Source organism: Micromonospora sp. NPDC050187, from assembly GCF_044459745.1.
Taxonomy (GTDB): domain Bacteria; phylum Actinomycetota; class Actinomycetes; order Mycobacteriales; family Micromonosporaceae; genus Micromonospora.
Genome location: NZ_JBITJH010000042.1, coordinates 1 through 22,240 on the forward strand (window position 1 = coordinate 1; position 22,240 = coordinate 22,240).

19 protein-coding genes are annotated in these 22,240 nt (G+C 72.1%); 3 read left to right on the forward strand and 16 right to left on the reverse strand.

All coding sequences use genetic code 11. The features are described 5' to 3' along the window. Nucleotides 1-168 precede the first annotated feature (168 nt). The 10 genes from ACIBJE_RS31140 to ACIBJE_RS31185 all read right to left on the reverse strand — a co-directional run bounded on the left by ACIBJE_RS31140 (nt 169) and on the right by ACIBJE_RS31185 (nt 11,883). The gene (locus ACIBJE_RS31140) at nt 169-1,206 is read right to left on the reverse strand and encodes a LacI family DNA-binding transcriptional regulator (RefSeq protein ID WP_396753856.1); all 1,038 of its coding nucleotides are present in this window, start codon (nt 1,204-1,206) and stop codon (nt 169-171) included. Between the two features lie 138 nt (nt 1,207-1,344). Next, nucleotides 1,345-3,201 (reverse strand): xylan 1,4-beta-xylosidase, encoded by a 1,857-nt coding sequence (locus ACIBJE_RS31145; protein WP_396753857.1) that lies wholly within the window; start codon nt 3,199-3,201, stop codon nt 1,345-1,347. Nucleotides 3,202-3,286: 85 nt separating this feature from the next. Next, entirely contained in the window at nt 3,287-4,834 is a 1,548-nt protein-coding gene (locus ACIBJE_RS31150) for a glucoamylase family protein (protein WP_396753858.1), read from the reverse strand. Nucleotides 4,835-4,856: 22 nt separating this feature from the next. Next, nucleotides 4,857-5,759 carry a carbohydrate ABC transporter permease gene (locus ACIBJE_RS31155; RefSeq protein ID WP_396753859.1) on the reverse strand — a complete coding sequence of 301 codons (903 nt, stop codon included), beginning with the start codon at nt 5,757-5,759 and terminating at the stop codon, nt 4,857-4,859. Between the two features lie 10 nt (nt 5,760-5,769). Then, the gene (locus tag ACIBJE_RS31160; RefSeq protein ID WP_396753860.1) at nt 5,770-6,681 is read right to left on the reverse strand and encodes a carbohydrate ABC transporter permease; all 912 of its coding nucleotides are present in this window, start codon (nt 6,679-6,681) and stop codon (nt 5,770-5,772) included. Nucleotide 6,682: 1 nt separating this feature from the next. After that, nucleotides 6,683-7,942: a sugar ABC transporter substrate-binding protein gene (locus tag ACIBJE_RS31165; protein WP_396753861.1), complete on the reverse strand. Its 1,260-nt coding sequence runs from the start codon at nt 7,940-7,942 to the stop codon at nt 6,683-6,685. A 187-nt stretch (nt 7,943-8,129) separates the two neighbouring features. Then, on the reverse strand, nt 8,130-8,813 hold the full coding sequence (locus tag ACIBJE_RS31170; protein ID WP_396753862.1) for a M15 family metallopeptidase: 684 nt from the start codon (nt 8,811-8,813) through the stop codon (nt 8,130-8,132). Then, nucleotides 8,810-10,840: a glycogen debranching N-terminal domain-containing protein gene (locus ACIBJE_RS31175; RefSeq protein WP_396753863.1), complete on the reverse strand. Its 2,031-nt coding sequence runs from the start codon at nt 10,838-10,840 to the stop codon at nt 8,810-8,812. Before ACIBJE_RS31175 ends, ACIBJE_RS31170 begins: the two co-directional genes overlap by 4 nt. After that, the gene (locus tag ACIBJE_RS31180) at nt 10,837-11,253 is read right to left on the reverse strand and encodes an SCP2 sterol-binding domain-containing protein (protein ID WP_396753864.1); all 417 of its coding nucleotides are present in this window, start codon (nt 11,251-11,253) and stop codon (nt 10,837-10,839) included. Before ACIBJE_RS31180 ends, ACIBJE_RS31175 begins: the two co-directional genes overlap by 4 nt. Before the next feature lie 36 nt (nt 11,254-11,289). Beyond that, nucleotides 11,290-11,883: an NTP transferase domain-containing protein gene (locus ACIBJE_RS31185; RefSeq protein ID WP_396753865.1), complete on the reverse strand. Its 594-nt coding sequence runs from the start codon at nt 11,881-11,883 to the stop codon at nt 11,290-11,292. A 145-nt stretch (nt 11,884-12,028) separates the two neighbouring features. On the opposite strand from ACIBJE_RS31185, the gene ACIBJE_RS31190 reads away from it, so the two are divergent. Then, complete coding sequence (locus ACIBJE_RS31190; RefSeq protein ID WP_396753866.1) at nt 12,029-12,496, forward strand: hypothetical protein; 468 nt, start codon at nt 12,029-12,031, stop codon at nt 12,494-12,496. Nucleotides 12,497-12,524: 28 nt separating this feature from the next. Here the strand turns inward: ACIBJE_RS31190 and ACIBJE_RS31195 are convergent, their stop codons facing one another. The 6 genes from ACIBJE_RS31195 to ACIBJE_RS31220 form a co-directional block, all read right to left on the reverse strand. Next, nucleotides 12,525-14,183 carry a bifunctional 3'-5' exonuclease/DNA polymerase gene (locus tag ACIBJE_RS31195; protein ID WP_396753874.1) on the reverse strand — a complete coding sequence of 553 codons (1,659 nt, stop codon included), beginning with the start codon at nt 14,181-14,183 and terminating at the stop codon, nt 12,525-12,527. Between the two features lie 195 nt (nt 14,184-14,378). Beyond that, nucleotides 14,379-14,768 (reverse strand): DUF6924 domain-containing protein, encoded by a 390-nt coding sequence (locus ACIBJE_RS31200; RefSeq protein WP_396753867.1) that lies wholly within the window; start codon nt 14,766-14,768, stop codon nt 14,379-14,381. 255 nt (nt 14,769-15,023) lie between these two features. Beyond that, entirely contained in the window at nt 15,024-15,953 is a 930-nt protein-coding gene (locus ACIBJE_RS31205; protein ID WP_396753868.1) for a carbohydrate ABC transporter permease, read from the reverse strand. A gap of 11 nt (nt 15,954-15,964) precedes the next feature. Further along, entirely contained in the window at nt 15,965-16,876 is a 912-nt protein-coding gene (locus ACIBJE_RS31210) for a carbohydrate ABC transporter permease (protein ID WP_396753869.1), read from the reverse strand. Between the two features lie 36 nt (nt 16,877-16,912). After that, nucleotides 16,913-18,346 (reverse strand): N-acetylglucosamine/diacetylchitobiose ABC transporter substrate-binding protein, encoded by a 1,434-nt coding sequence (gene ngcE, locus ACIBJE_RS31215; protein WP_396753870.1) that lies wholly within the window; start codon nt 18,344-18,346, stop codon nt 16,913-16,915. A gap of 136 nt (nt 18,347-18,482) precedes the next feature. Continuing rightward, nucleotides 18,483-19,442 (reverse strand): MurR/RpiR family transcriptional regulator, encoded by a 960-nt coding sequence (locus ACIBJE_RS31220; RefSeq protein ID WP_396753871.1) that lies wholly within the window; start codon nt 19,440-19,442, stop codon nt 18,483-18,485. Nucleotides 19,443-19,643: 201 nt separating this feature from the next. Here ACIBJE_RS31220 and ACIBJE_RS31225 point away from each other — a divergent pair, with 201 nt between their 5' ends. Both ACIBJE_RS31225 and ACIBJE_RS31230 read left to right on the forward strand, forming a co-directional pair. After that, entirely contained in the window at nt 19,644-20,633 is a 990-nt protein-coding gene (locus tag ACIBJE_RS31225; RefSeq protein WP_396753872.1) for an N-acetylglucosamine kinase, read from the forward strand. A gap of 74 nt (nt 20,634-20,707) precedes the next feature. After that, nucleotides 20,708-22,114 carry an acyltransferase gene (locus ACIBJE_RS31230; protein ID WP_396753873.1) on the forward strand — a complete coding sequence of 469 codons (1,407 nt, stop codon included), beginning with the start codon at nt 20,708-20,710 and terminating at the stop codon, nt 22,112-22,114. The last annotated feature ends 126 nt before the right edge of the window (nt 22,115-22,240 follow it).

Here is a 22,240-nt window from a genome sequence, read left to right on the forward strand (position 1 = left end):
TCTGCGCCCGCTCCGCGGACGACAACCGTCTCCCTGGCATGAACCCTCATCCTCACGAGAATCCACCCCGTTGCAACAACCACTTGAACCCAAGGAGCCCTGACACCCCGGTATGCCGTACCACGAGTCGATCACGTCGTCCCCGCCGGACGGACACCGGTTTCCCGCTCAGCCGGGGCAGCCGCAGCTGGCCCGGATCACCACCTCGGTGTCGAGCTGCACCGTCCGCGGTGTCCGGGCACCGCCGGTCTGTTCGAAGAGCAACCGCGCGGCGGCCGCCCCGAGTTCACGCATCGGCTGACGCACCGTGGTCAGGCGCGGCGACAGGTGGGCGGCGAGGGTCACGTCGTCCCAGCCGGTGACCGCGAGGTCCCCGGGCACGGTCCGCCCGACCTCGGCGGCGGCCCGGTACACCCCGGAGGCGAGTTCGTCGTTGGCGCAGAACACGGCGTCCACCTCGGGATCGCGGAGGACCTCCAGGCCCGCCCGGTAGCCGCTCTCCGCCTCGAGGCGCTCGCAGTCGACCGGGCCGGCGACCAACGGCACGCCCGCGTCGGTGTGCGCCCGGACGAACCCGGTCCACCGTTCCCGCACGTCCGGGGTGCCCTCCGGGTCGCCGACGAAGCGCAGCCGACGCCGTCCGTGGTCGAACAGGTGCCGGGTCAGCGTCTCCGCCGCCTGGACGTTCTCGCAGACCACGGTGGTGACGTCCGGCAGTGCCGGGCGGGCCAGCAGGACCAGCGGCACCTGCGCGGCCATCTCGCGGAGGGTCGGCTCGGGGACGCTCTCGCCCATGACGACCAGCCCGTCGATCCGGGACGCGAGATCCCGCACCAGCCGCTCGGAGGCGGCCCGGCCGTGGGTGGCCATCACCATGACCACGCTGTCCCGCCCGACCACCTCCGACTCGAAGCCGGCGACGACCTGGGCGTAGTAGGGACCGGCGAGGTCGGGCATGATGATCGCCACCGCGTCGTGCGCCTCACCGGCGAGGGTCTGCGCGGCGCGGCTCGGCCACCAGTTCAGGGCCCGGGCGGCGGCCAGCACCCGTTGCCGGGTCTCCGGCGCCACCGGCTCGTCGGCGCGCAGGGCACGGGAGACCGTGGCGATCGACACCCCGGCCAGCTCCGCCACCTGGTAGACGGTGGGACGGCGGCGCTGCGGGCCGTCCGCCCGTCCGACCGCCCCGTTGTCCGGTTTCGTCACCCCACCACTCCGCGTCGTCGACACTCCCGGCGTCCAGGCTACGGCGTCCCGACGGATCCGACCTGGTCACGGGGGCTCCCGGCCCACCTCCCGGCCGCCGGTGCCGGATACCCGACCACCGACGGCCCGGGGAAGCCGTCACCGTGAGTCGATCGGCACGAGTTCCAGCAGGGAGATGCCCGGCATGGGCAGGGGGAAGGCCCAGCCGAGGACGCCGTTGACCGGACGGGCCTCGGTCTCCGGTTCGTACCGGTCGAGGCCGTCGGCCGCCCGCAGCAGCGACCACTGGGCGTCGTCGGGCCAGTCCCCACCGCCGTGCCCTGCCCAGACCGCCTCGATGTTGGAGTGCCTGGCGTCGACCCGCCAGTGCGCCACCCGGTACGGCCGGTCGGCGAGCCCACCGACGTCGACCCGCACGTCGCGGTCCAGCACCGGCGCCCCGCCGGCCTTCGACTGGTCCAGCGTGCCGTTCCAGACCAGGACGTGCACCCGGCCGTCGGCGTGCCGGGCCGCCCACGTCTCGACCAGGGAGTCCGCGCCGTCGCCGTCGACGGTCACCGGCAACTGGTCGTCGCCGAGCCGGGCGAGCGCGGCCAGCGCCCAGAACCGGGGCTTGCGGAGGTTGCCGACGGTCAGCAGGCCGAAGCCGCCGTGGAACAGCCGGGGCGGCCGGCCCAGTTCCTCGAAGTGGTCGGAGGCCACCCAGTACGCCAGCGCCTCGATCCGACCGGCGGCCGACCGCATGCCGCGCAGCAGGAAGGCGGCGGCGAACACCCCGTCGGTGACCGGGTTGAAGTGGGTGGGGGTGATGCCCCACTCGGTCCAGAGCAGCTCCAGGTCGGGCCGACCGGCGGCCACGCAGAGCGGGCGCAGGTCCAGCGGCGGGCTCCCGTAGGTGTGGGTGGAGAGGAAGTCGAGCGGGGCGCCGGTGCGGGCGACGTGGTCCAGCAGCGCGCCGTTCCACGCGGCGGCGGCCGACCCGGGGCCGCCGACCCGCAGCGCCGCGTCGACGTCCCGGACGGCGCGGGCGGACACCTCGTACAGCCGCAGGTACTCCTCCCGGGTGCCGGTCCAGAACACCTCCAGGTTCGCCTCGTTCCACACCTCGAACTCCCAGCGGCGGACCTCGGTCAGCCCGTACCGGTCGACCAGGTGCGCGACGAGGGCACGGACCAGGTCGGCCCAGCGGTCCCAGTCCCGGGGCGGGGAGATGATCGCGCCGTAGGCGAAGACCGTCCTGGCCGGATCCCGGGCCAGGTCGGCCGGCATGAAGGAGAGTTCCACGACCGGCCGCAGGCCGAGACCGAGCAGGGTGTCGTAGATCTCGTCGACGCGGGAGAAGTCGTACACCGGACGGCCGTCGACCTCCCGGTATACCCCGACGTCGTCGTGCAGGATGGCGTGCGCGCGGACCGTCTCGACGCCCAGCTCCCCGCGCATGATCGACAGGGCCTCGGCGAACTCCGCGCCGATCGGCCGTCCGCCCGTGGTGTCGGCGCAGAGCAGGTGGCTGAGGCGTTCGGCGCCGATCATGCGCCGCCACGGGCGGTGCACCGGTCCGTCGGATCCGGCGGCGTCGACGGTGACCCGGACGGCGGCCGGACCGTCGGGGGTCGACGCCGCGGCGACGCCCGCCCCCGGCTGCCCGCACACGTCCACGTCGGCCAGCGTCGCCACCGCGTAGTGGTAGGTCCGCCCCGGCTCGCCGGTGGTGTCCGCGTACGGCGGGTGCGGCACCGCCAGCACGTCACCGCCCTGGTGGTCGAGGGGGAGGTACGGCCCGTCCGCCCGGTCCGCCCGGTGGACGAGGTAGCCGACCGCGCCGGGCACCGGCTCCCAGTCGAGGGTCACCTGTCCCCGCCCGCTGACGGCGCGCAGCCCGGTCGGCGGTGGCAGCGGGTCCCGGCCACCGCCGTCCTGCCGGCGCAGCCCGATCCGGGCCTCCCAGTCGGCGCGGGCGTCCCCGGCCGACGTGGCCACCTGCTCGTTGCCCATCCTCGTCCTCTCCCTCGTGGCGGTGCGCCGTCGACTCCCGGGGGTCGCGCGGTCGATCCGACCGACCACGCGACCCGGGTGGTGGTCACCCGATCGGTACGGCGAACTCCTCGATCCCGAGCAGCGGGCGGAGCCGCTCGGTCGCCGGTCCGGCGGCGAACCGGCGCCGCAGCGTGTCACCGGCGAGCAGGTTGCCCAGCGCGCCCAGCACCATGCCCTGGTCGAGGGCGAGGTGCCGGTGGGCGACGGCGCCGCTGCGCACCGCCACCGCGTCGTGGAAGCCGCCGGGGCCGTAGCAGTCGAAGTCGGCGCGGAGCCGGGCCAGCTGGTCGACCGCCTCGCCGGGGGCGTACGGCAGGGCGAGGAAGACCGCGTGCGGGGTCACCACGCCGTCGCCGTAGCCGGTGGGAAGCGGATCGGCGGGACGGCACCCGTCGAAGCCGAGGTTGACCCGGGTGCGCTCCTGGTCGCTGGTGTAGCCGTCGGTGTCCAGGCCCATCGGGTCGACGCCGTACTCCCGGTAGCCGCCGGCCGGGTCGGACGACGGCGAGAAGCCCCAGTGCCCGTACCCGGCCTCGTGCAGGCCGTGGTCGATCTGCCCCTGGACGAACACCGGGTGGTTGCGGCCCCAGCTGTCCGGGGCCCACCGGGCCTCCGGCACCAGCATGTCCGGCATCAGCGCCTCGAACATGGAGCCGCCCCAGCTCGGCACGTACTGCCGCCCTCGGTGCCGGTACGCGCCCTCGAAGACCCGGATGCCGAGCAGCTCGCGGTACTCGCCGACCGGTTTCATCTCCTGCCACGACCAGTCGCAGTTCGGCTCGAAGGTGCGCCACATGGCGAAGTAGTGCTCGCGGGGCACCTGGCCGAGCGCGATCGCGACGTAGCTGCCGATCCGGGTCTCGCTGTTGAGCGTGCCGTAGTGGTGGCCGGTGTACCAGACGTTCGGGCCCCGGCCACGGTAGTTGTCCTCGACGCCGCCGTTCGGCGGGCGTTCCGGCCAGAACCCGCCGCGCAGCAGACCGGCGCCGAAGTCGGCGCCCCGGGCGTTGGCGTCGTAGTAGAAGCCGAAGTCCATCCCGGCGAGGATCCGCCCGGCCGACGCGCGCAGCGCCGGGTCGTCGTTACCGACCACCATCAGCGCGGCGGCGAGCCAGGCGTTGTCCACGCTGGACAGGAAGGGATGCACGGTCGAGCCGTCGATCGGCCAGGTGCGCAGCAGCTGCCCGTTGGCCGGGTCGTACCAGTTGTAGAACATCCCGGAGTACGGGTGGCGCTCCAGCCGGGCCAGCGTGTCCAGCGCGGCACGGATCCGGCGGCGGGCCTCGCCCCGGGAGACCAGGCCCAGCTCGCGGGCGGCGACCGCCGACCAGATCAGGCAGCCGACGTTGGTCGGCGAGGTGTACCGGGACCGGCTGGCCGCGCTCAGGTCGGCGTCGATGTTGTCCGCCGGCAGTCCGGTGCCGGGGTCCACCATGGCGGTCATCGAACGCCAGGTGTCGGCCGCGTAACGCAGCAGCAGTCGCCGATCGGGGTCGCCGGACAGGCCGACCGGGGCCGCGGTCGCCCCGGACGGGACGAGCAGCGCCGCCGACGCGCCGGCGGCCAGCGTCAGCACGGACCTGCGTTTCATCGGAACCTCCTGCGGGTGTGGATCACTTGAGACCGGTGGTGGCGATGCCCCGTACGAAGTGGCGTTGCAGGACCAGGAAGACGAGCAGGATCGGCAGCACCACGACGACCGAACCGGCCAGCAGCAGCCCGTACCGGGCCTCGTTCTGCCCGACGCTGTAGAGCGCGAGCGCCACCGGCAGGGTGTACCTGTCCTCGGTGGTGGCGACCGCGAGCGGCCAGAGGAAGTTGTTCCAGGAGCCGAGGAAGGTGAGGATGCCGACGGTGGCCATGGCCGGTCGGGACAGCGGCAGCACGATCCGCCAGAAGATCCGCCACTCGCCGGCCCCGTCGATACGCGCCGACTCCAACAGTTCGTCGGGTACGGAGAGCATGAACTGCCGCATCAGGAAGACGTTGATCGCCTGGGCGATGTTCGGCAGCACCAGGCCCGCGTACGTGTTGACCAGGCCGAGGTTGCTGACCAGCACGAAGACCGGGATGAACCAGACCACCGGCGGCACCATGATCGTCCCGACCACGACGGCGAAGAGCCCGCGTCGGCCCCGGAACGGCAGCTTGGCCAGGGCGTACCCGGTGGCCGCGCAGATCAGGATGTTGCCGACGGTCACCAGGATCGCGACGATCGCCGAGTTGGTGAAGTACTGCGGGAAGTCCAGCCGGCCGAACAGTTCCCGGTAGTTCTCCAGCGTGGCCGCCTCCGGCCACCAGGTCGGCGGCACCCGGCGGACCTCACTCTCGGGTTTGATCGACGAGACCAGCATCCACAGGAACGGGCCGATCATCACCAGCAGCCCGGCGCCGAGCAGCAGGTGCAGGACGGTCGCCGCCACCCGGTCGCGGGAACGGCGGGTACGGCCCGCCGCCGGGGCGGGCCGGTGCTCCGCCGGCCGGACGGTGGCGTCGTCGATCACGGGGGTGGCCATGCGCCGCTCCTCAGGAGTCCGACTTGAGCAGGCGGAACCAGCCCACGCCGAGCGCCGCGACGGCCAGGAAGAGCACGTAGCTCATCGCGGAGGCGTAGCCGTAGTTGCCGAACCCGAACTGGCTGTAGACGTACTGCGAGACGGAGACGGTGGAGTGCAGCGGCCCGCCCTGGGTCATCACGAAGGGCTCCTCGAAGACCAGCATCAGGCCGACCGTGCCGATGACGGTGGAGAGCAGCAGGGTGGGCCGGAGCATCGGCAGGGTGATGTGCCGGAACTGCTGCCAGGCGCTGGCCCCGTCGATCCGGGCGGCCTCGTAGAGCTGCTCGGGGATGGCCTGGAGCCCGGCCAGGAAGATCACCATCTGGAAGCCGAGCCCCCGCCAGACGATCATCACGATCAGCGCGGGCAGGGCCAGGCTGGTGTTCTCCAGCCAGTTCGGGCCGGTGATCCCGAACAGCCCGAGGAACCCGTTCACCAGCCCGGAGTCCTTCTGGTAGACGAACCGCCAGACCACCGAGACGGCGACGATGCTGGTCACCACCGGCAGGTAGTAGCCGACCCGGAACATCGCCTTGAACCGGGTCAGCCCGGAGTTCAGCCCGAGGGCCACGGCCAGGCCGAGCCCCAGGGTGAGGGGGATGCCGAGGAGGACCACCAGCGCGGTGTTCCGGATCGACTTCAGGAACACCTCGTCGCCGGCCAGGCGCAGGTAGTTCTCGAACCCGACGAACTCCACCGCCAGCGGGGTGCGCAGGTCGGCCAGGCGGATGTCGGTGAAACTCATCAGCAGCGAGACGAGCACCGGGCCGGCCAGGAAGATCGCAAACGGTACGGCGAACGGCAGCGCGAACGCCCAGCCGGTGCGTCCCCGGTGGGTCACGCCGCCCCGCCCGGCGCGGCTCCGGCCCGGTGCCGTCACGTCAGGCTCCCGTCCCGATCGAGGTGGCCTTCTGCTGGATCGCGCGGGCCGCGTCCTGCGGGCTGGTGCCGGTCTTCGTGAGCTTCTCCACCTCGGCTTCCATGCCGACCGCGACCTGCTCCCAGGTGGCGATCGCCGGGGGCGACTTCGCGTCCTCCAGTTGCTTGCCGAACGCGGCCAGGTGCGGGTCGTCGGCCAGCACCGGGTCGTCCCACGCCTTCTTCACCGACGGCAGGTCCGACGCCGTCCGGTACCAGGCGATCTGCACGTCCGGCCGGGACAGGTACTCGACGAACTTCCAGGCCGCGTCGCGGTTCTTGGCGTCCTTGAAGACCGCGAGGTTGCCGCCGCCGACGAACGAGGTGGCCGCCTGCCGCTTCGGCATGTGCCAGAGCTGGAAATTGTCGCCCGCACCCTGCTCCTTGAGCAGGTTGATGTGCCAGGGGCCGGAGACGAACGCCCCGACGTTGCCCTTGACGAACTCCGCCTCGATGGTGCCCTGCGGCAGTTCCTTCGGGCTCAGGCCCTCGGCGAAGTAGGACTTGTAGTAGTCGAGCGCCTCCACGGTGGCGGGGCTGTCGAGGGCGAACGTGTCGCCGGAGAGGACGTCCCCGCCGTTCTGCCAGACGAACGGGAGCACCGCCTGCCAGGAGCCGGGGCCGCCGGGCGGGAAGGAGACGCCCCACTTGGCGCCGCCCCTGGTCTTCAGCGCGGTGATCGCGGTCTTCAAGTCCTCCCAGGTCTGCGGGGCGGTGGTGATGCCGGCCTTCGCCGCGAACGCCTTGTTGACGTAGAGCAGGCGGGTCTCGACGTACCAGGGGACGCCGTAGGACGTGCCGTCGACCAGGGTGGTGTCCCAGGCGCCGGGGAAGAAGTCGTCCTTGGTGACCAGGCCGGCCGGGCTCGGGTCGAGCCCACCGGTCTTGGCGAACTCACCCATCCAGGTGGTGCCGACCAGGCTGACGTCGGGAGTCTGCCGGCCGGCGATCGCAGTGGCGATCTTGTCGTGCGCCCCGTCCCACGGGATCGGGGTCACCTTGACCGTGGCGTCCGGGTTCTCCTTCATGAAGGCGTCGGCGAGGACGCCCAGTTTCTCGCCCTCGGTGCCCATCGCCCAGACGGTGACCTCGCCGGTCGCCTTGCCATCGCCGATGCTCCTACCGGGGCCCTCCGCGCCGCCGTCCGCGTCCCGGCCGCAGCCGGTGACCAGCAGGACAGCGGCGAGTCCGAGCGCGGCCAGTGGCCGCGTCCACGTCGCCATGGGACAACCTCCAATGCAACCGGCCCGTATTCGGCCATTCAGTCGGGCGGGCCGAGGCAAGCTCAGACTGAAAGCGCTTACAACATTTTCGGATACTGGCGAAGTAATTCATCGATGTCAAGAGTTACGCAGACGGTTTTCGATACGTCGCGTCGGTGGGGCCGGACGGAGAGGCGCGGCTGCGGCGTCAGCGCCCGGTGCTGAAGTGCTGGTAGTCGGGGTTGGACCAGACTCCGCCCCAGGACCAGCCGACCGCCGCGAACGCCCGGACGAGTGCGCCGTCCGGCACCGCCATCCCCGGCCGATAGGCGCCACGGTCAACGTACGCGGCGCCGGCCGGCGGGAGCACCTGACCGCCGAACAGGTACGGGTTCTCCACCGGGTTGACGTCGATCGCCCGCCCGTACGCGTGGGTCGACCAGCTCGCCGCACCCTCGGTCACCGCACGACGGCAGTTGAACCCGGACGTGTTGTCGGCGGCCATCGACGCGGCGTCGTCACCGCCGTAGACGTCCACCGGTCGCATCTGCCGGATCGGGAACCGCTGCCGGAAGAGCGCGTCGAAGACGGTGACCACGTCGTCGGCGACCGTCTCGTGCACGACCAGGGTGCCGGTGCGCGGCTGCCCCGCGAAGTCCCAGTGGGTCAGCCGGACGAGCCGCAACCGGTCCGGGTCGACCGGACAGCCCGGCCGCCAGCTGCCCGCCACGTCCGCCTCGGTCACCGGCCGGATCTCGCTGGCGAAGGCGGGCGGGGTGGGCGACGGCGGGGGCGGTGACGGCACCGGCCGGGTGCAGGCCGCCGTCGCCAGTACGGAGAGCAGGGTCAGCGTGGACAGCAGGACCAGCGCGAGCCGTCCCGGGGACGTCACCTGCCGGCCGGGACGACGTCGACCCGGCCCCACCGTCCGGGCACGCCGAGCAGACCGATCCGACCGATCCCCTCGGGCAGCACCGGATCGGAGGTCAGCTCCGCACCGTCCGGTTCCAGGCCGAGCATCGTACGGAGGAACAGCAGGGGCGCCCCGGTGGACCAGGCCTGCGGGCTGCAGGCGGTCGGGTACTGCACCGGGTAGCGGGTGAGTTCCCGGTCGTAGCCCGCGAAAGCCTCCGGGAGCCGCCCGTCGAAGTACCGTGCGGCTTCGATGACCGCCTTCGCGACGCGGGCCGCCTCCCGCCGGAACCCGTAGCGCCACAGGCCCCAGGCGATGACCGAGTTGTCGAACGGCCACACCGTGCCGACGTGGTAGCCGATGGGGTTGTACCGTTCCGCGCTCCTGGCGAGGGTGCGTATCCCCCAGCCGGAGAACAGGTCGGGGCCGAACAGGTGCTGGACGACCTTCCCGGCCCGGTCCGGCTCGACGATGCCGCTCCAGAGCAGGTGACCGATGTTCGAGGAGAGCGCGTCGACGGGCCGACCCTCGGGATCGAGCGCGAGGGCGTAGTACTCGCCGTCCGCCACCCAGAAGTCGCGGTTGAAGCGGCGCTTGAGGTCGGCCGCCTGCCGGTCGAGTGCGTCGGCGTACGCCGGGTCGTTCCAGAACTCCCGGGCGAGACGGGCGGCGCGGCGCTTCGCGTCGTAGGCGTAGCCCTGGAGTTCGCAGGTCGCCCGGGGCGGCTCCGGTATCGTCCCGTCGCGGTAGGAGACGGCGTCCCAGGAGTCCTTCCAGCAGTGGTTGTCCAGGCCGTTCACGGTGTTCCGCCGCTGGTACCAGATGTAGCCGTTGCCCACCAGGTCGGCGTAGGTGTCCATCCAGTTCAGGGCCAGCCGCGCCTCGAACTCGAACTCGCGTACCAGGTCGGCGTCACCGGACCAGCGTTCGTACTCGTCGAGGAGGATGAGGAACAACGGCGTCGAGTCGGCCGACCCGTAGTAGAGCGAGTGCGGCTGTTCCTCGAACGCCGTCGACTCCCCGAACCGCACCTCGTGGATGGTCTTCCCCGGATCCTCCTCGCGGAAGTCGTCGAACGCCGCGCCCTGGGTGACCGCCAGCACGCGCAGGGTCGCGGAAGCGAGTTCCGGCGCGAACGGCAGCGCCTGGAGCGAGGTGAAGATGCTGTCCCGCCCGAAGGCGGACATGAACCAGGGCAGCCCGGCCGCCGGTACGCTGCCCGGCAGCCCCCACGGCGGGTAGCGCAACGCGGCGAGGTCCACCAGGCTCCGCTGGTACGCCTCCTCCAGTTCCTTCCACTCGCACACCAGGCGCGGCGCCTTGGCGATCCACTCGTCGAGTTCCTCCCGCATCCTCCTGCCGACCCGCCCGGCGTGCACCTGTAGTGAGGTTCTGGTGCCGGACCACACCGGCGGAGGCTGCACGAGTGCCTCCACGTGCAGGCGGGTGCTCCAGGTGCTGCGCCGTGGCACCCGGATCTCGAAGGTGATCCCGCGATCGTCCAGCCTGGCCGGCTCGCTGGTCGAGATGACCGTCTCGCGCCGGAAGCCCTCCCGTTCGTAGCGGAAGTGCAGGCGGTCGTCCTGGACGTAGGTGATCACCTGGCCGGCCTTCGGCCGGGCGTCCTTGATCTCGAAGAGGTCCGCGAAGTCACAACCGACCTCCATGAATACGGTCAGGTCCGCCGGCTCGCCGCCGTGGTTGAGGATGGTCAGCTTCTCGCTGAAGCTGCCACCGAGCAGGCGGTGCCGGACGACGGAGATCGTGGAGTCGACGTAGTGGGTCGGCGCCCCGGGGACGAGGAAGAACCGGGACTCGAAGTACTGCAGGTCGTCCTTGGACAGGGCGTTCAACACCTCGCCGTTGAGGCTGAGCCGCCAGGTCGACAGGAAACGGGTGTCGTACGAGAAGAGGCCGGTCGGGTAGGTGCGGGACGGGTAGATGTCGCCGTTTCCGTCGCTGACGACGAAGTTGATGCCGTCCAGGTTGTTGACGAATCCGTTCATCCCCGCCCACGCCCGGTGGAGTTGACCCAGGGCGGGTCCTGCATGTGCGCCATCCCGGTGAGCAGCTTCCGGAGATGCGCCAGCACGGTGACGTCGCCCTCGTTGAGGACCGCGTTACGCACCAGCGCCGCGAAGAGATTCGCCTCGCCCCGGACAAGCCGGTCGAAGAACTCCTTACTGGTCCGCACCACGGCGTCCGCGGCGCGCCACTCCGCTGCCACCCGGACGGTTCCCCGGTCGATGGAGACGAACCAGTGGGTGATCCGCCCACCATGGTCGAGTTCGATGCGCAGGGTCGCTGTGACCGTGTCCGAGAGCATGACGGGGCGGCCACGGCCGATCCGCTCGAAGAACTCGACCGTCGGATCCGGCCCGTCTGTCTCGTCCTGCCCCGGCCGGTCCCGCACGTTCACCGCGTCGCGTCCGCGTCGACCCGCACCCCGCCCAGCTCAGGCACCTATCCGCTGCGGCGGGACACTGAGCCCGTAGAGCGTCATCAGCTCCGGGGAGTCGACCCGGCTGCCGTCGGCCACCGCGTCGCAGCCGATGTCGACGATCAGGTCCTTGTGGGCCAGCAGGTACGGCCGCGCGCCGACGTCGGCACGGGCCAGGGTCGCGATGCCGGCCCAGTGCCGGCGGCCGAAGAGCATCGGGTAGCCGCGCAGCCCGCCGTAGGTGGCGCAGACCAGCACGTCCGGGTACGGCAGCGCGACCACCCGGCGCACCGCCTCGACGGTGAGCCCGGGCATGTCCACCGGGACCACCACGACGGCCTCGACGGCGTCGTCGGTGAGCGCGGCGAGACCCGCCCGGATGGACGAGCCGACCCCGGTGCCCCAGGCCTGGTTGACGACCACCGTCGCGCCGTCCAGTTCGGCGGTACGACGCACCTCGTCGGCGGCCGCGCCGAGGACGACCACGGTCGGGGCACAGCCCGCCTCCATCATCGTGGCCACCATCCGGTCCACCAGAGGTCGCTCCCCGAGGCGCAGCAGCGCCTCGGGTCCGCCGATCCGCCGGCCGCCGCCCGCGGCGATGATCATTCCTGCGATTCGCACACCGGGTGCAACGACCACCGCCCCCGGTCGGTGGCGGGGCGAATCGGATATTTAGTACAACGCCGGCACATCGTCCCGGCCCCGCGCCACGCCCGGCGTGCCCCGACGTCGACCCACTACAGTCACCGCAATGCGCCCCGACACCGCTCCCGCCACACCCGAACCCGCCGGGCACCGTGGTGTCGACTGGCCGAAGGGCGGCGGCGACCCCTTCGACCCCCGCCTGCCCTGGCCCGGCTGGCTGTACTGGGCGCACGGGCAACCCTCACGGGTGTTCCCCGCCGACCAACTGCCGCCCGGCGACGAACTCCTCCGCGCCATGCCGATGGGCTACACCACCCTCACGCTGCTGGAACGGGTCGCCCTGGTATCGAGGGGGCGTCGGCTGAAGGAGTGGCCCCCCGGGGAACGCCGGAGCGTCGGCGGTCCGTTCCAGCCGTACCAGCTGATCCTTCCGCCGTCCGGGTCGGCCGCACACCTCATGCTGGGCGCGACCTGGCCGGAGCGCTTCGCCGTCCGCGACGGAGAGCAGCTCTCGGTCCGGACCGGTGGAACCGTGCTGGTCTGTCGCGTGCTCGACCACCAGAACTGGCACTGACCGCCGGCCACGACACATCTCCCGACGGTCACTCGGCGTCGGCGTAACAGTCGACCACCGACAGGTCCAGCGGAAACCGGACCGGGGTGTCACCGAACAGCAGTGCCGCCGCCCGGGTGCCCGCGTCGGCCACCGCTCGGGCCGCCGCGTCCGCCTGACCCGCCGGACAGTGCACGACCACCTCGTCGTGCTGGAAGAAGACCAGCTCCGCCTCGGTGCCGGCCAGCCCGGTCCGCAGCATGGCGAGCAGGGTGGACGCCCACTCGGCGGCGGTCGCCTGGATGACGAAGTTGCGGGTGAACCGCCCCCGCGAGCGGGCCGCCCGAGCCCGGGGCCCCTGCGGGTCGGCGTCGTTCTCCTCCCCTGCGGGGTATTCACCGAGGCCGACCGAGCCGGGCGGGCAGGTCCGGCCCAGCCAGGAGCGGACCAGCCCGCCGGCCTCCCCGGTGCGGGCCGCAGCCTCGACGTACCCGAACGCGGTGGGGTAGTGCCGACGCAGGACGGCCAGCGCCGGCACCGCCGACCCGCCGGTCTGCCCGTACATCGCCCCGAGCAGGGCGAGCTTGGCACGGGCCCGGTCCCCACCGAAGGAGTCCCGGGCCAGGGCGGCGTAGAGGTCGCCCGCCCCGCCGGCCGCCGCCAACCGGGCGTCACCGGAGACTGCGGCGAGCACCCGGGGCTCCAACTGACCGGCGTCGGCCACCACGAACCGCCACCCCGGGTCGGCCACCACCGCCCGGCGGATCACCTTCGGAATCTGCAACGCACCGCCGCCCCGGGTCGCCCACCGGCCGGAAACCACCCCACCGGGCACGTACTCGGGGCGGAACCGGCCGTCGCGGACCCAGGCGTCCCGCCAGGCCCAGCCGTGCGCCGTCCAGATCCGGTAGAGCTCCTTGTACTCCAGGACCAGCGGCACCGCCGGGTGCTCCACCCCACGCAGCACCCAGGCGCGGGTGTTCGGCAGGTCGATGCCGGCCCGGGCGAAGGCGCGCAGCAGCTCGGCCGGGGAGTCGGCGTGCAGTTGCCGCAGCCCGAACGCGTCGGCGATCCGGGCGCCCAGCTCGGCCAGCCGGCGCGGCGGCCCGCCCACCGGGGACGGCTCGCCGAGCAGCTCGGTGAGGATGCGGTCGTGCACGTCGACCCGCCAGGGCAGGCCGACCGTCCCCATCTCGACCGCGATGAGCGCGCCGGCCGACTCGGCAGCCACCAGCAGCCGGAACCGGCCGGGATGCGCGGTGGCGGCGATCCGGGCGAGCTGGTCGGCGTACACCCGGGTCAACGCCTCGATGCCCGGACCGGCCGGGCCGGACGGCGCGTCGAAGAGCGCGCCCTGGCCGTCGCCGGGTGGCGCGGGCGGACGGGGCGGCGGGTCGGGCGGCACCGGCGCGCCGGTCAGCCGGGCCCAGGCCGCCGCCAGCGAGCGCGGCTCGCCCCAGCGGCCGGCGTGCCCGAGCAGCAGGGCCTCGGTCAGCTCGACGTCGTGGCAGCGCTCGACCCGGACCCCGGCCCGCAGCAGGGCCGGGTAGATCGTCGCGCCGGACGCCCACACCCAGCGGGGCCGGTCGGCGCGCTCCCGGGTCGCGACCGCGGCGGCAAGGTCGGTGACCGGCTCGGGCGGCCCGATCGGTCGACCGTCGGGGCGCAGCGGGCAGAGCACGCCCGCGCCGCCCTCCCCCGCCACCATTGCGACCAGCACACCCTCATCCTGCCCCCGCCCACCGACACGCTCGCTGGTCCGGTCGGGTGGACGGGGTGCGGCGGGGCGGGGTGGGCCTCCGGCCCGGCCGACTCGGCGCGGCCTGTGTGGTGCCACCGGAAGGCACCTGGGTCTGTGATGCTGTCGAGCTGCCCCGTCTACGCGCCCATGGCAGGTGTACGGCTAGAAGCCGCGAAAGACGCCGTCCGGGTCTGTCGCCCGCGCGAATTCGACGAAGTCCATGTTCGCGATCGACAGATTGTTCTCGATCCCCGGGATCTGCCGCGGCAGCGCCCGGAACGGTCCCGTCTCGACTCCCTCGTTCAGGTTGACGACGAGTAGCGGGTGCTCCGGCACCGAGACCGTGACCGCGTCGACGACGAACACGACCGGGTGCCGGTACCGACCCGGATACGCGCGGGGATACGCCGCTGCGACTGCCGCCTCATTCAGGCCGATCAGCGCGCGATCCTCGACGAACTCGACAGCGGCACCAAAGCCCTCGTTCGTGGGGCTGACGATCTCGTGTTTGAGCCGCTCCCACACACCGTCGTCGCGGAAGTCCCCACGCACGACGGGAACACACCACGTCTCTGGCAGAGCGATCATGAGGCAGCCTAGAACGAGACCGCGCTCAGCTACCGGGCCGTTGCTCTCCCCCGCCCAGATCCGCAACCGGCTCACCCGGCCGGCGCGGTGGATCCTGCGCGACCACCGGCCCGACGGCGACGGGCGCTGCCGGATCTGCCGGGTGGCCGACTGCGCGGCGACCCAGGCCGCGCGGGGCTACCTGACGGCGATCGGGCAGCCCCGCCGCGACCACGGTGACTACTTGACCGCTCCGGCGGTGAGGCCGGACTGGATCTGCCGCTGGAAGAACGCGTACACGATGATCATGGGCAGGATGGAGAGGGTGAGCGCCGCGAAGAGCGCCGCCCAGTCCGCCTGGTAGCCGGCGGAGGTGGAGATGCTGGCGATGCCCTGGGTGAGCACCCATTTCTGGTCCGCCCCCTCGCCCTGCATCAGCGCCACCGGCAGCAGGTACTGGTTCCACTGCCCGATCACGTTGAAGATCGCGATGCTGACCAGGCCCGGCCGGGCCATCGGCATCATGACCTGGAAGAACAACCGGGTGTGCGAGGCCCCGTCGATCATCGCGGCCTCGGCCACCGAGTTCGGTAGCGTCTTGAAGAACGCGGCCAGGAAGAACACCGTGAACGGCAGCGAGTACGCGATGTAGACGAGGATCAGCCCGGTGTACGTGTTCAGCAGCCCGAGGTTGTTGACCACCAGGAAGAGCGGCACCAGGGCGAGGAACACCGGGAACGCCAGGCCGGAGACGAACAGGTAGTAGATGACCCGGTTGCCCGGGAACGGGTAGCGGGACAGCACGTACGCGGCCATCGCCCCGAGCAGCATGGTGCCGCCGGTGCTCAGCGTCACCACGAACACGCTGTTCAGGAAGTACCGCCCGACGTTCGCCTCGCTCCACGCCCGGACGTAGCTGTCGAAGTTGAACGTCCCGGGCAGCGCGAACGGGTTGCCGAGGAAGATCTCGGTGTTGCTCTTGAACGAGGCGAGGATCGTCCAGAGCAGCGGGGCGATCACCAGGATGGCCCAGACCAGCAGGGCCACCTGGCCCAGCCCGGTCAGCAGGCCCACCTCGGAGCGCTGCCGACGGGCGGCGGTGTGCTTACGGCCTCCCGGCGCGGACCCGACCGGGGCGGCCGGCGCGCTGGGTGCGATCTCCGTCGTCATCGGTGCCGCCTCTACAGCTCGATCGTGTCACGCTTGCTGACGCGCAGGGTGAGCGCGGCGAACGTGATCGTCAGGAAGAAGAGCGCCACGCCCATCGCCGAGGCGTAGCCGAACTGGGAGTAGCTGAACGCGTTGCGGTAGATCTCCATGCCGAGCACGGTGGTGGCCCCGTCGGGGCCGCCCTGGTCGACGGAGAGCACCTGCACGATGGCGAAGGCGTCGAACGCGGCGATGCCCAGATAGACCCAGGCCACCTGAAGGGTGTCCCAGAGCAGCGGCAGGGTCACCTTGAAGAACATCGCCGTCCGTCCGGCCCCGTCGATGGTGGCCGCCTCGTAGATGTCCTTCGGCACCGAGGACATGCCGGCGCTGAAGAGCACCACGTAGAAGCCGACCGCCTGCCAGACCAGCACCGCGATGATCGACCAGAGCGCGATGTCCGGGTTGGCCATGAAGAGCACCGGGTCGAGGCCGACCGCGCCCAACGCCCCGTTGAGCAGACCGCTGTCGTCCGGGGCGTAGACCCGGCTGAAGATCACCCCGACGATGACCACCGCCAGGACCTGGGGGAAGAAGAACACCACCCGGTAGAACTTCGACCCCCAGACCCCGGTCATCACGCCGCCCCGGCTCCCCCCACCCACGTTGAGCATGAAGGAGAAGAAGAGCGCGAGGACGATCGTGAGCAGCGGCAGGGCGAGCAGTAGGAGCCCGTGGTGCCGGATGGCCTTCCAGAAGACGTCGTCGTCCAGCAGTCGGGTGAAGTTCTCCAGACCGATGAACTCCGGGTTCGCGCTGACCCCACGCCAGTTGGTCATGGCGAGGTAGAAGGCCTGGGCGTACGGCCCCAGGACGAAGGTCACGTAGATCGCGACCGGTGCCGCCAGGAAGCCGATGATGAACGGGTACCTGCCATGCCGCATGGTTTTCTCGTCTCCGCTCGCCTCGCTACGCCCGGGTCAGCGCTTGAACTTCTCGATGGAGGAGTCCTTCTTGACCGCATCGGCGACCTTCTGCATCCGGTCGCAGAACTTCTGCGCGTTGCCCCGGGAGAACATCAGCTCGTTGGTCGCGGCGCGGGCCTCGTCGTCGAGCTTCTTGTACCAGGCGTCGAAGCGGTAGCTGAAGTAGTCCTTGCCGGCCGCCGCAAGCACGGCGTTACCGCTGGTCAGGCCGGGCGAGATGTCCACGCCGTCGACCGCGCCCTGGACCACGGTGAGCACCTTGGTCAGCTCGGTGAAGCCCTTCGCGCCGGCCTTGGAGAGCATGTGCCGCAGGTACTCCATGCCACCGCGCGGGTTCTTGCCCTTGGCGGCGACGAAGTACATCTCGCCGGCCGCCGCGTAGATGGCGGTCTGCGGCAGCACATCGGAGGCGGTCACGCTGGGCACCGGCATCACGGCGTACTTGAAGCCGGGCGGGGTGTCCTTGGCCTGCTCGTTCTCCAGCCAGGAGCCGCTGGGGTAGAACGCCACCTTGCCCTGGTTCTGCTGGAGCTGGACCTCGGTGTGCTTGAGGCCCAGGTGCGCCTTGTTGCCGTACTTCGCGCCGATCTCGGCCCACGCGGCGGCGGCCTGCTTGACCGGCTCGGCCTGCCAGGCACCGTCCTCCAGGTTGTCGATGTTCTTCAGCACGTCCGGGCCGCCGATCTTGGCGGCGCTGGTGAGCAGGACCAGGTACTGGTAGTAGGCGGCGTTCGCCCCGGCGTACGAGTACGGCGTGATCCCGGCGGCCTTGATCTTGTCGCAGAGCGCGGTGAAGTCGGCCCAGGTCTTCGGCGCGGTCCAGCCGTTCTTCTCGAACAGCGCGCTGTCGTACCAGAGGCCGAAGACGGTGAACGCGTAGTTCAACACGAACGGCTTGCCGTTGAAGGTGCCCTGCTCGACGGTGCCCGGGATGAGCAGGTCCCGCACCTTCTTCGACGGGTCGTCCAGCGACGGTGCGTCGAACAGCTCGGTGAGGTCCTGCACCTGGCCGGCCTGCACCAGCGCGCCCTGGTCCATCAGCTTCGAGCCGGCGTTGTTGACCATGTCCGGCGGGGTGTTGCTGGTGAACCGGGGCTGGAGGACGGTGCCGACCTCCTCGGTCGCCGAGTGCTTCACCTCGGCCTTGGGGAACGCCTTCTTGTACGACGGGATGTGCACGTCGGTGGCGTACTTGGTGCCCAGGCCGCCGTTGAAGATGACCACCTCCAGCGCGGCGTCCTCCTTGACGCCCAGCGGGTTGGTGGCGGACTTCTCGCCGGCGGCCTGCTCGACCGGCTCGTCGTCGCCACCGCCGACGCAGCCGCTGAGCAGGCCGACGGCCGGGGTGGCCAGCAGGCCCGCGGCGGCGGCGCGGCGCAGCACGGTACGGCGGCTCAGGTCGGCCGGGAGCTCGGGGATAACGGACATCGTCGTCTCTCCTTGACGTAAGAGTCGGTTCGGGCCTGGCGTGCGGATCAGATCGGGCCGGGTAACGGACCGTCCCTGACCGGTTGGTCGGGTCAGCCGGTGCGGCGGGCATGCCCGGTGGGCCACCGGACGTGGGTCATGGCAGGGCTCCGCGCGCGGCCTTGTGTCCGTCGACCGCCTGCGCGGTACGCCGGAACGCCGCGTGGGCGCGGTCGTGGGTGCGTTGCGCGACCGCCACGTAGAGCAGGTCGAGCACGACGAGCTGGGGGTGGCGGGCGGACAACGCGTCGGGACGGAAGGTGGTGGCCTGGCTGGCGGTGAGCAGGACGACGTCGGCCAGTTCGGCCAGGGGCGAGCGGGGGAAACCGGTCAGCGCGACGGTGGTCGCGCCCCGGCTGCCCGCCTCGGCGAGCATCTCGATGGTCTCCCGGGTCTGCCCGGTGTGCGAGATGCCCAGCGCCACGTCGCCGGGGCGCAGCAGCGCGGCACTGGCCAGCCCTTCGTGCACGTCGTTCCAGCTCCACGCGGCAACGCCGATGCGGTGCAGGCTGAACTGCATCTCCTCGCCGACCAGCGCGCTGCCGCTGGCCCCGAAGATGTTCACCCGGTCGGCCCCGGCGATGGCGACCGCGGCGCGTTCCACCTCGGCCAGGTCGAGCAGGGCGGCGGTGTCGTGCATGGCCCGGGTGTCGGCGGCCATGATCTGCCCGAGCACCCGTTCGAGCGGGTCGCCCGGCTGGATCTCCCGGCCGATGTCGACGGTCCAGCCGGCGGAGCGGGCCCGGCCGGTTTCGGCGGCGATGCCGAGCCGCAGGTCGGCGTAGCCCTCGAAGCCCATCGCCCGGCAGAACCGGGTGACCGTGGCCGGCGAGGTGCCGCTGCGTTCGGCGAGTTCCACGATGGTGGCCCGGGCCGCCGCCTCCGGGTCGCTGAGCACGTGCTCGGCGACCCGGCGCAGCGCCCCGGTCAGCTCGCCGGCGCCGGCACGGACGCGGGCGAGCACACCGTCGGAGGCGACCCCGAGCGGAAACCGGCGGTCGGGCCCGTCGGTGTGGACCACCGCAGCGGCGGTGGTGTCCACCTCGTGACCGACCATCGGGGTCCGCCTTTCTGAAAAGAGTGTTAACCGTTAGTGGTAAAAGTTCTTACTGAAGGGCCCTCCGTGTCAAGGCCGTGGGCGAAGTTTTCAAACTGTTACCCGGACCACACCCTCCGTGGTCCGGCCGCCCCTTGCCAGCCGCACCCGGGTCGACCAGCATGAATCGCCCCAGCGACGATCTCCGGGAGGTTCATCGGCATGTCCGGCAGCATCGTGGTCGGCTTGGACGTCGGCGGCACCTCCACCCGCGCCGCGGTCGTCACCACCACCGGTGAACGCCTCGGCACCGGCCGCGCCGGGGGCGGCAACCCCACCAGCCACGGCGCCGACCGGGCCGCCGGCGAACTCCGCGCCGCCCTGCGCGCGGCGCTGACCGGCACCGACCCCGCCCGGGTCGCCGCCGGGGTGATCGGGCTGGCCGGGGCAGGTCGGCTCCTCGCCGACCCCGCCGGCCAAGCCGCCTTCGACCGGGCCTGGCACGACGCCGGACTGCGCTGCCCGTACACCGTCCACAAGGACGCACTGGTCGCCTACGCCTCCGGCACCCCCGACCCGGACGGCACCGTGCTGATCGCCGGGACCGGGGCCGTCGCCGCCCAGGTACGCGGACTGCGGCTGGACCGGATCGCCGACGGGCACGGCTGGCTGCTGGGCGACGCCGGCTCCGGGTACTGGCTGGGCCGCGAGGCGGTCCGGCGGGTACTGGCCGACCTGGACCGTGCCCACCGGCCCGGACCGCTCGGCGTCCGCGTCCTCACCGAACTGCTCGGGCACGCCGAGATCGCCCCCCGTCCCCGGGACACCGTCGACGCGCTGGTCCAGGCGGTCACCCGACGCCCCCCGGTCGAGCTGGCCCGGCTGGCCCCGCTGGTCGTCGACGCCGCCGGCCAGGACGAGCCGACCGCCGTCGCCATCGTCGACGAGGCCGCCGGACACCTGGCGGAGAGCGCCTCCCGGATCCGCCCACCGGACGCCACCGACCCGCTCGTCCTCGGCGGTGGGCTGCTCACCGGGGACACCCCGCTGGCCACCGCGCTCCAGGCCGAACTGCGCCGCCGCTGGCCGCACGCGTCCCTGCGCCGGGCCGGCGACGGCGCGGCAGCCGCCGCCTGGCTCGCCGCCCGCGACCTGCCCGTGGTGGAGGATCCGGCCACGCTGCACGCGCTGCTGGTGTCACCGGCGGCCTGACCGACTCCGGGAACGGGGGTGTCCGGTGGAGCCGATGGGCCGCCGGGCCCGCCCCGGTGGCATAGCCTGACGCCATGCGCCGCGTGCGGCAGCTCGCCGAGCGAACGCCGGCCGACCGGGAACGGTACGTCGACCTGCTCCGCGCGGTGGCGATCACCGCAGTCGTCCTCGGGCACTGGACCGTCGCCGTCGTCGGCTACGACGCGGCCGGACGGCCGACCGGCCGCTCCGCCCTGCCCGACCTTCCCTGGGCGTACCCGCTGACCTGGGTCGCCCAGGTGATGCCGGTCTTCTTCGTCGTCGGCGGGTTCGCCAACGCCGCCTCGCTGGCCGCCCGGCGGGCCCGGGGCGGGGATGCCGCCGACTGGCTGCTCGACCGCAGCGCCCGGCTGGTCCGGCCGACCACCGTCCTCGTCCTGGTGCTCGCCGCCGGCGCGCTGGTCGCCCGGCTCGCCGGGGTCGACCCGTCGACGACCCGCACCGTGGTCTGGTTCGCCACCGTGCCGCTGTGGTTCCTCGCCGCCTACCTGCTCGTCGTCCCGCTGACCCCGCTCACCTACGCCCTGCACCGGCGGTACGGGCTGGCCGTGCCGGTGGTGATGGCGGCCCTGGTCGGCCTCGGCGACCTGGCCCGGTCGACCGACCACGCCGGGCTCGCCCTGGGCAACTACCTGTTCGGCTGGCTCGCCGTGCACCAGCTCGGCTACGTGTGGTACGACGCCCGCCGTAAGGTCGGTGCCCGCTTCCCGCCGGCCCGAGGGGTCGGGTGGACCCTGCTGCTCGGCGGGCTGACCGTGCTGGTGCTGCTGACCACCGTCGGCCCGTATCCGGTGAGCATGCTCAACGTCCCCGGCGAACCGCTGGACAACGCCGCACCGCCGAGCCTGGCACTGCTCGTCCTGACCATCACCCAACTCGGGCTGATCATGGTGCTTCGCGAGCCGGCCGAGCGCTGGCTGCGCCGTCCCGGCCCCTGGCAGGCGGTGATCGCGGTCAACGCGGTGGTGCTGACCGTCTTCCTCTGGCACCTGAGTGCGGCGATCCTGCTGGTCGGCGGCCTCGACGCGGTGGGTCTGCTGCCCACCCCGCCGGTGGGCTCGCCGGCCTGGCTGGCCTGGCGGGTGCCGTGGCTGCTGATGCTCGCTGTGGTGCTGGCGGCGCTGGTCGCGATCTTCGGCCCGGTGGAGGCCCGTGCGGGACGACACCGGCTTCCGGTCAAGGACGCCGCACCCGATGGTGCGGACCGCCCGTCGGATGCCCGGCACCAACGCCACCCACTGCGGGCCGGCCTCGCGGTGGCCGGCTTCGTCGCCGTAGGCGCGGCGCTCGTGATGAACGCGGTGACCCCCCGGGAGGCCGCCGAACCGCTCGGCCTGCCGGTCCCGGCGCTGCTCGCCTACCTGGCCGGGGCGGGTGTGCTGCGGGTGCTGCGAGAGCGCCCCGACACACGCGGCCCGACGCCCCCCGCCTCGCCCCGCTGATCAACTCGTGTTGCGGCATGTCGGGGTGGCCGACCGGGCGGTTTCAAGTGGCTGTTGCGACGAGGTGCTGGTGGAGTGCTTCGGCAGGATTCTGCCATCCCAGGGTTTGCCGGGGTCGTCCGTTGA

Coding starts and splice junctions, on each gene's coding strand:
- ACIBJE_RS31150 (WP_396753858.1), bottom strand. CDS start 4,834: ATGAAACGCAGGTCCGTGCTGACGCTGGCCGCCGGCGCGTCGGCGGCG.
- ACIBJE_RS31165 (WP_396753861.1), bottom strand. CDS start 7,942: ATGGCGACGTGGACGCGGCCACTGGCCGCGCTCGGACTCGCCGCTGTC.
- ACIBJE_RS31230 (WP_396753873.1), top strand. CDS start 20,708: ATGCGCCGCGTGCGGCAGCTCGCCGAGCGAACGCCGGCCGACCGGGAA.
- ACIBJE_RS31195 (WP_396753874.1), bottom strand. CDS start 14,183: ATGGTGGCGGGGGAGGGCGGCGCGGGCGTGCTCTGCCCGCTGCGCCCC.
- ACIBJE_RS31175 (WP_396753863.1), bottom strand. CDS start 10,840: ATGAACGGATTCGTCAACAACCTGGACGGCATCAACTTCGTCGTCAGC.
- ACIBJE_RS31220 (WP_396753871.1), bottom strand. CDS start 19,442: ATGGTCGGTCACGAGGTGGACACCACCGCCGCTGCGGTGGTCCACACC.
- ACIBJE_RS31155 (WP_396753859.1), bottom strand. CDS start 5,759: ATGGCCACCCCCGTGATCGACGACGCCACCGTCCGGCCGGCGGAGCAC.
- ngcE (WP_396753870.1), bottom strand. CDS start 18,346: ATGTCCGTTATCCCCGAGCTCCCGGCCGACCTGAGCCGCCGTACCGTG.
- ACIBJE_RS31145 (WP_396753857.1), bottom strand. CDS start 3,201: ATGGGCAACGAGCAGGTGGCCACGTCGGCCGGGGACGCCCGCGCCGAC.
- ACIBJE_RS31205 (WP_396753868.1), bottom strand. CDS start 15,953: ATGACGACGGAGATCGCACCCAGCGCGCCGGCCGCCCCGGTCGGGTCC.
- ACIBJE_RS31210 (WP_396753869.1), bottom strand. CDS start 16,876: ATGCGGCATGGCAGGTACCCGTTCATCATCGGCTTCCTGGCGGCACCG.
- ACIBJE_RS31225 (WP_396753872.1), top strand. CDS start 19,644: ATGTCCGGCAGCATCGTGGTCGGCTTGGACGTCGGCGGCACCTCCACC.
- ACIBJE_RS31190 (WP_396753866.1), top strand. CDS start 12,029: ATGCGCCCCGACACCGCTCCCGCCACACCCGAACCCGCCGGGCACCGT.
- ACIBJE_RS31185 (WP_396753865.1), bottom strand. CDS start 11,883: ATGATCATCGCCGCGGGCGGCGGCCGGCGGATCGGCGGACCCGAGGCG.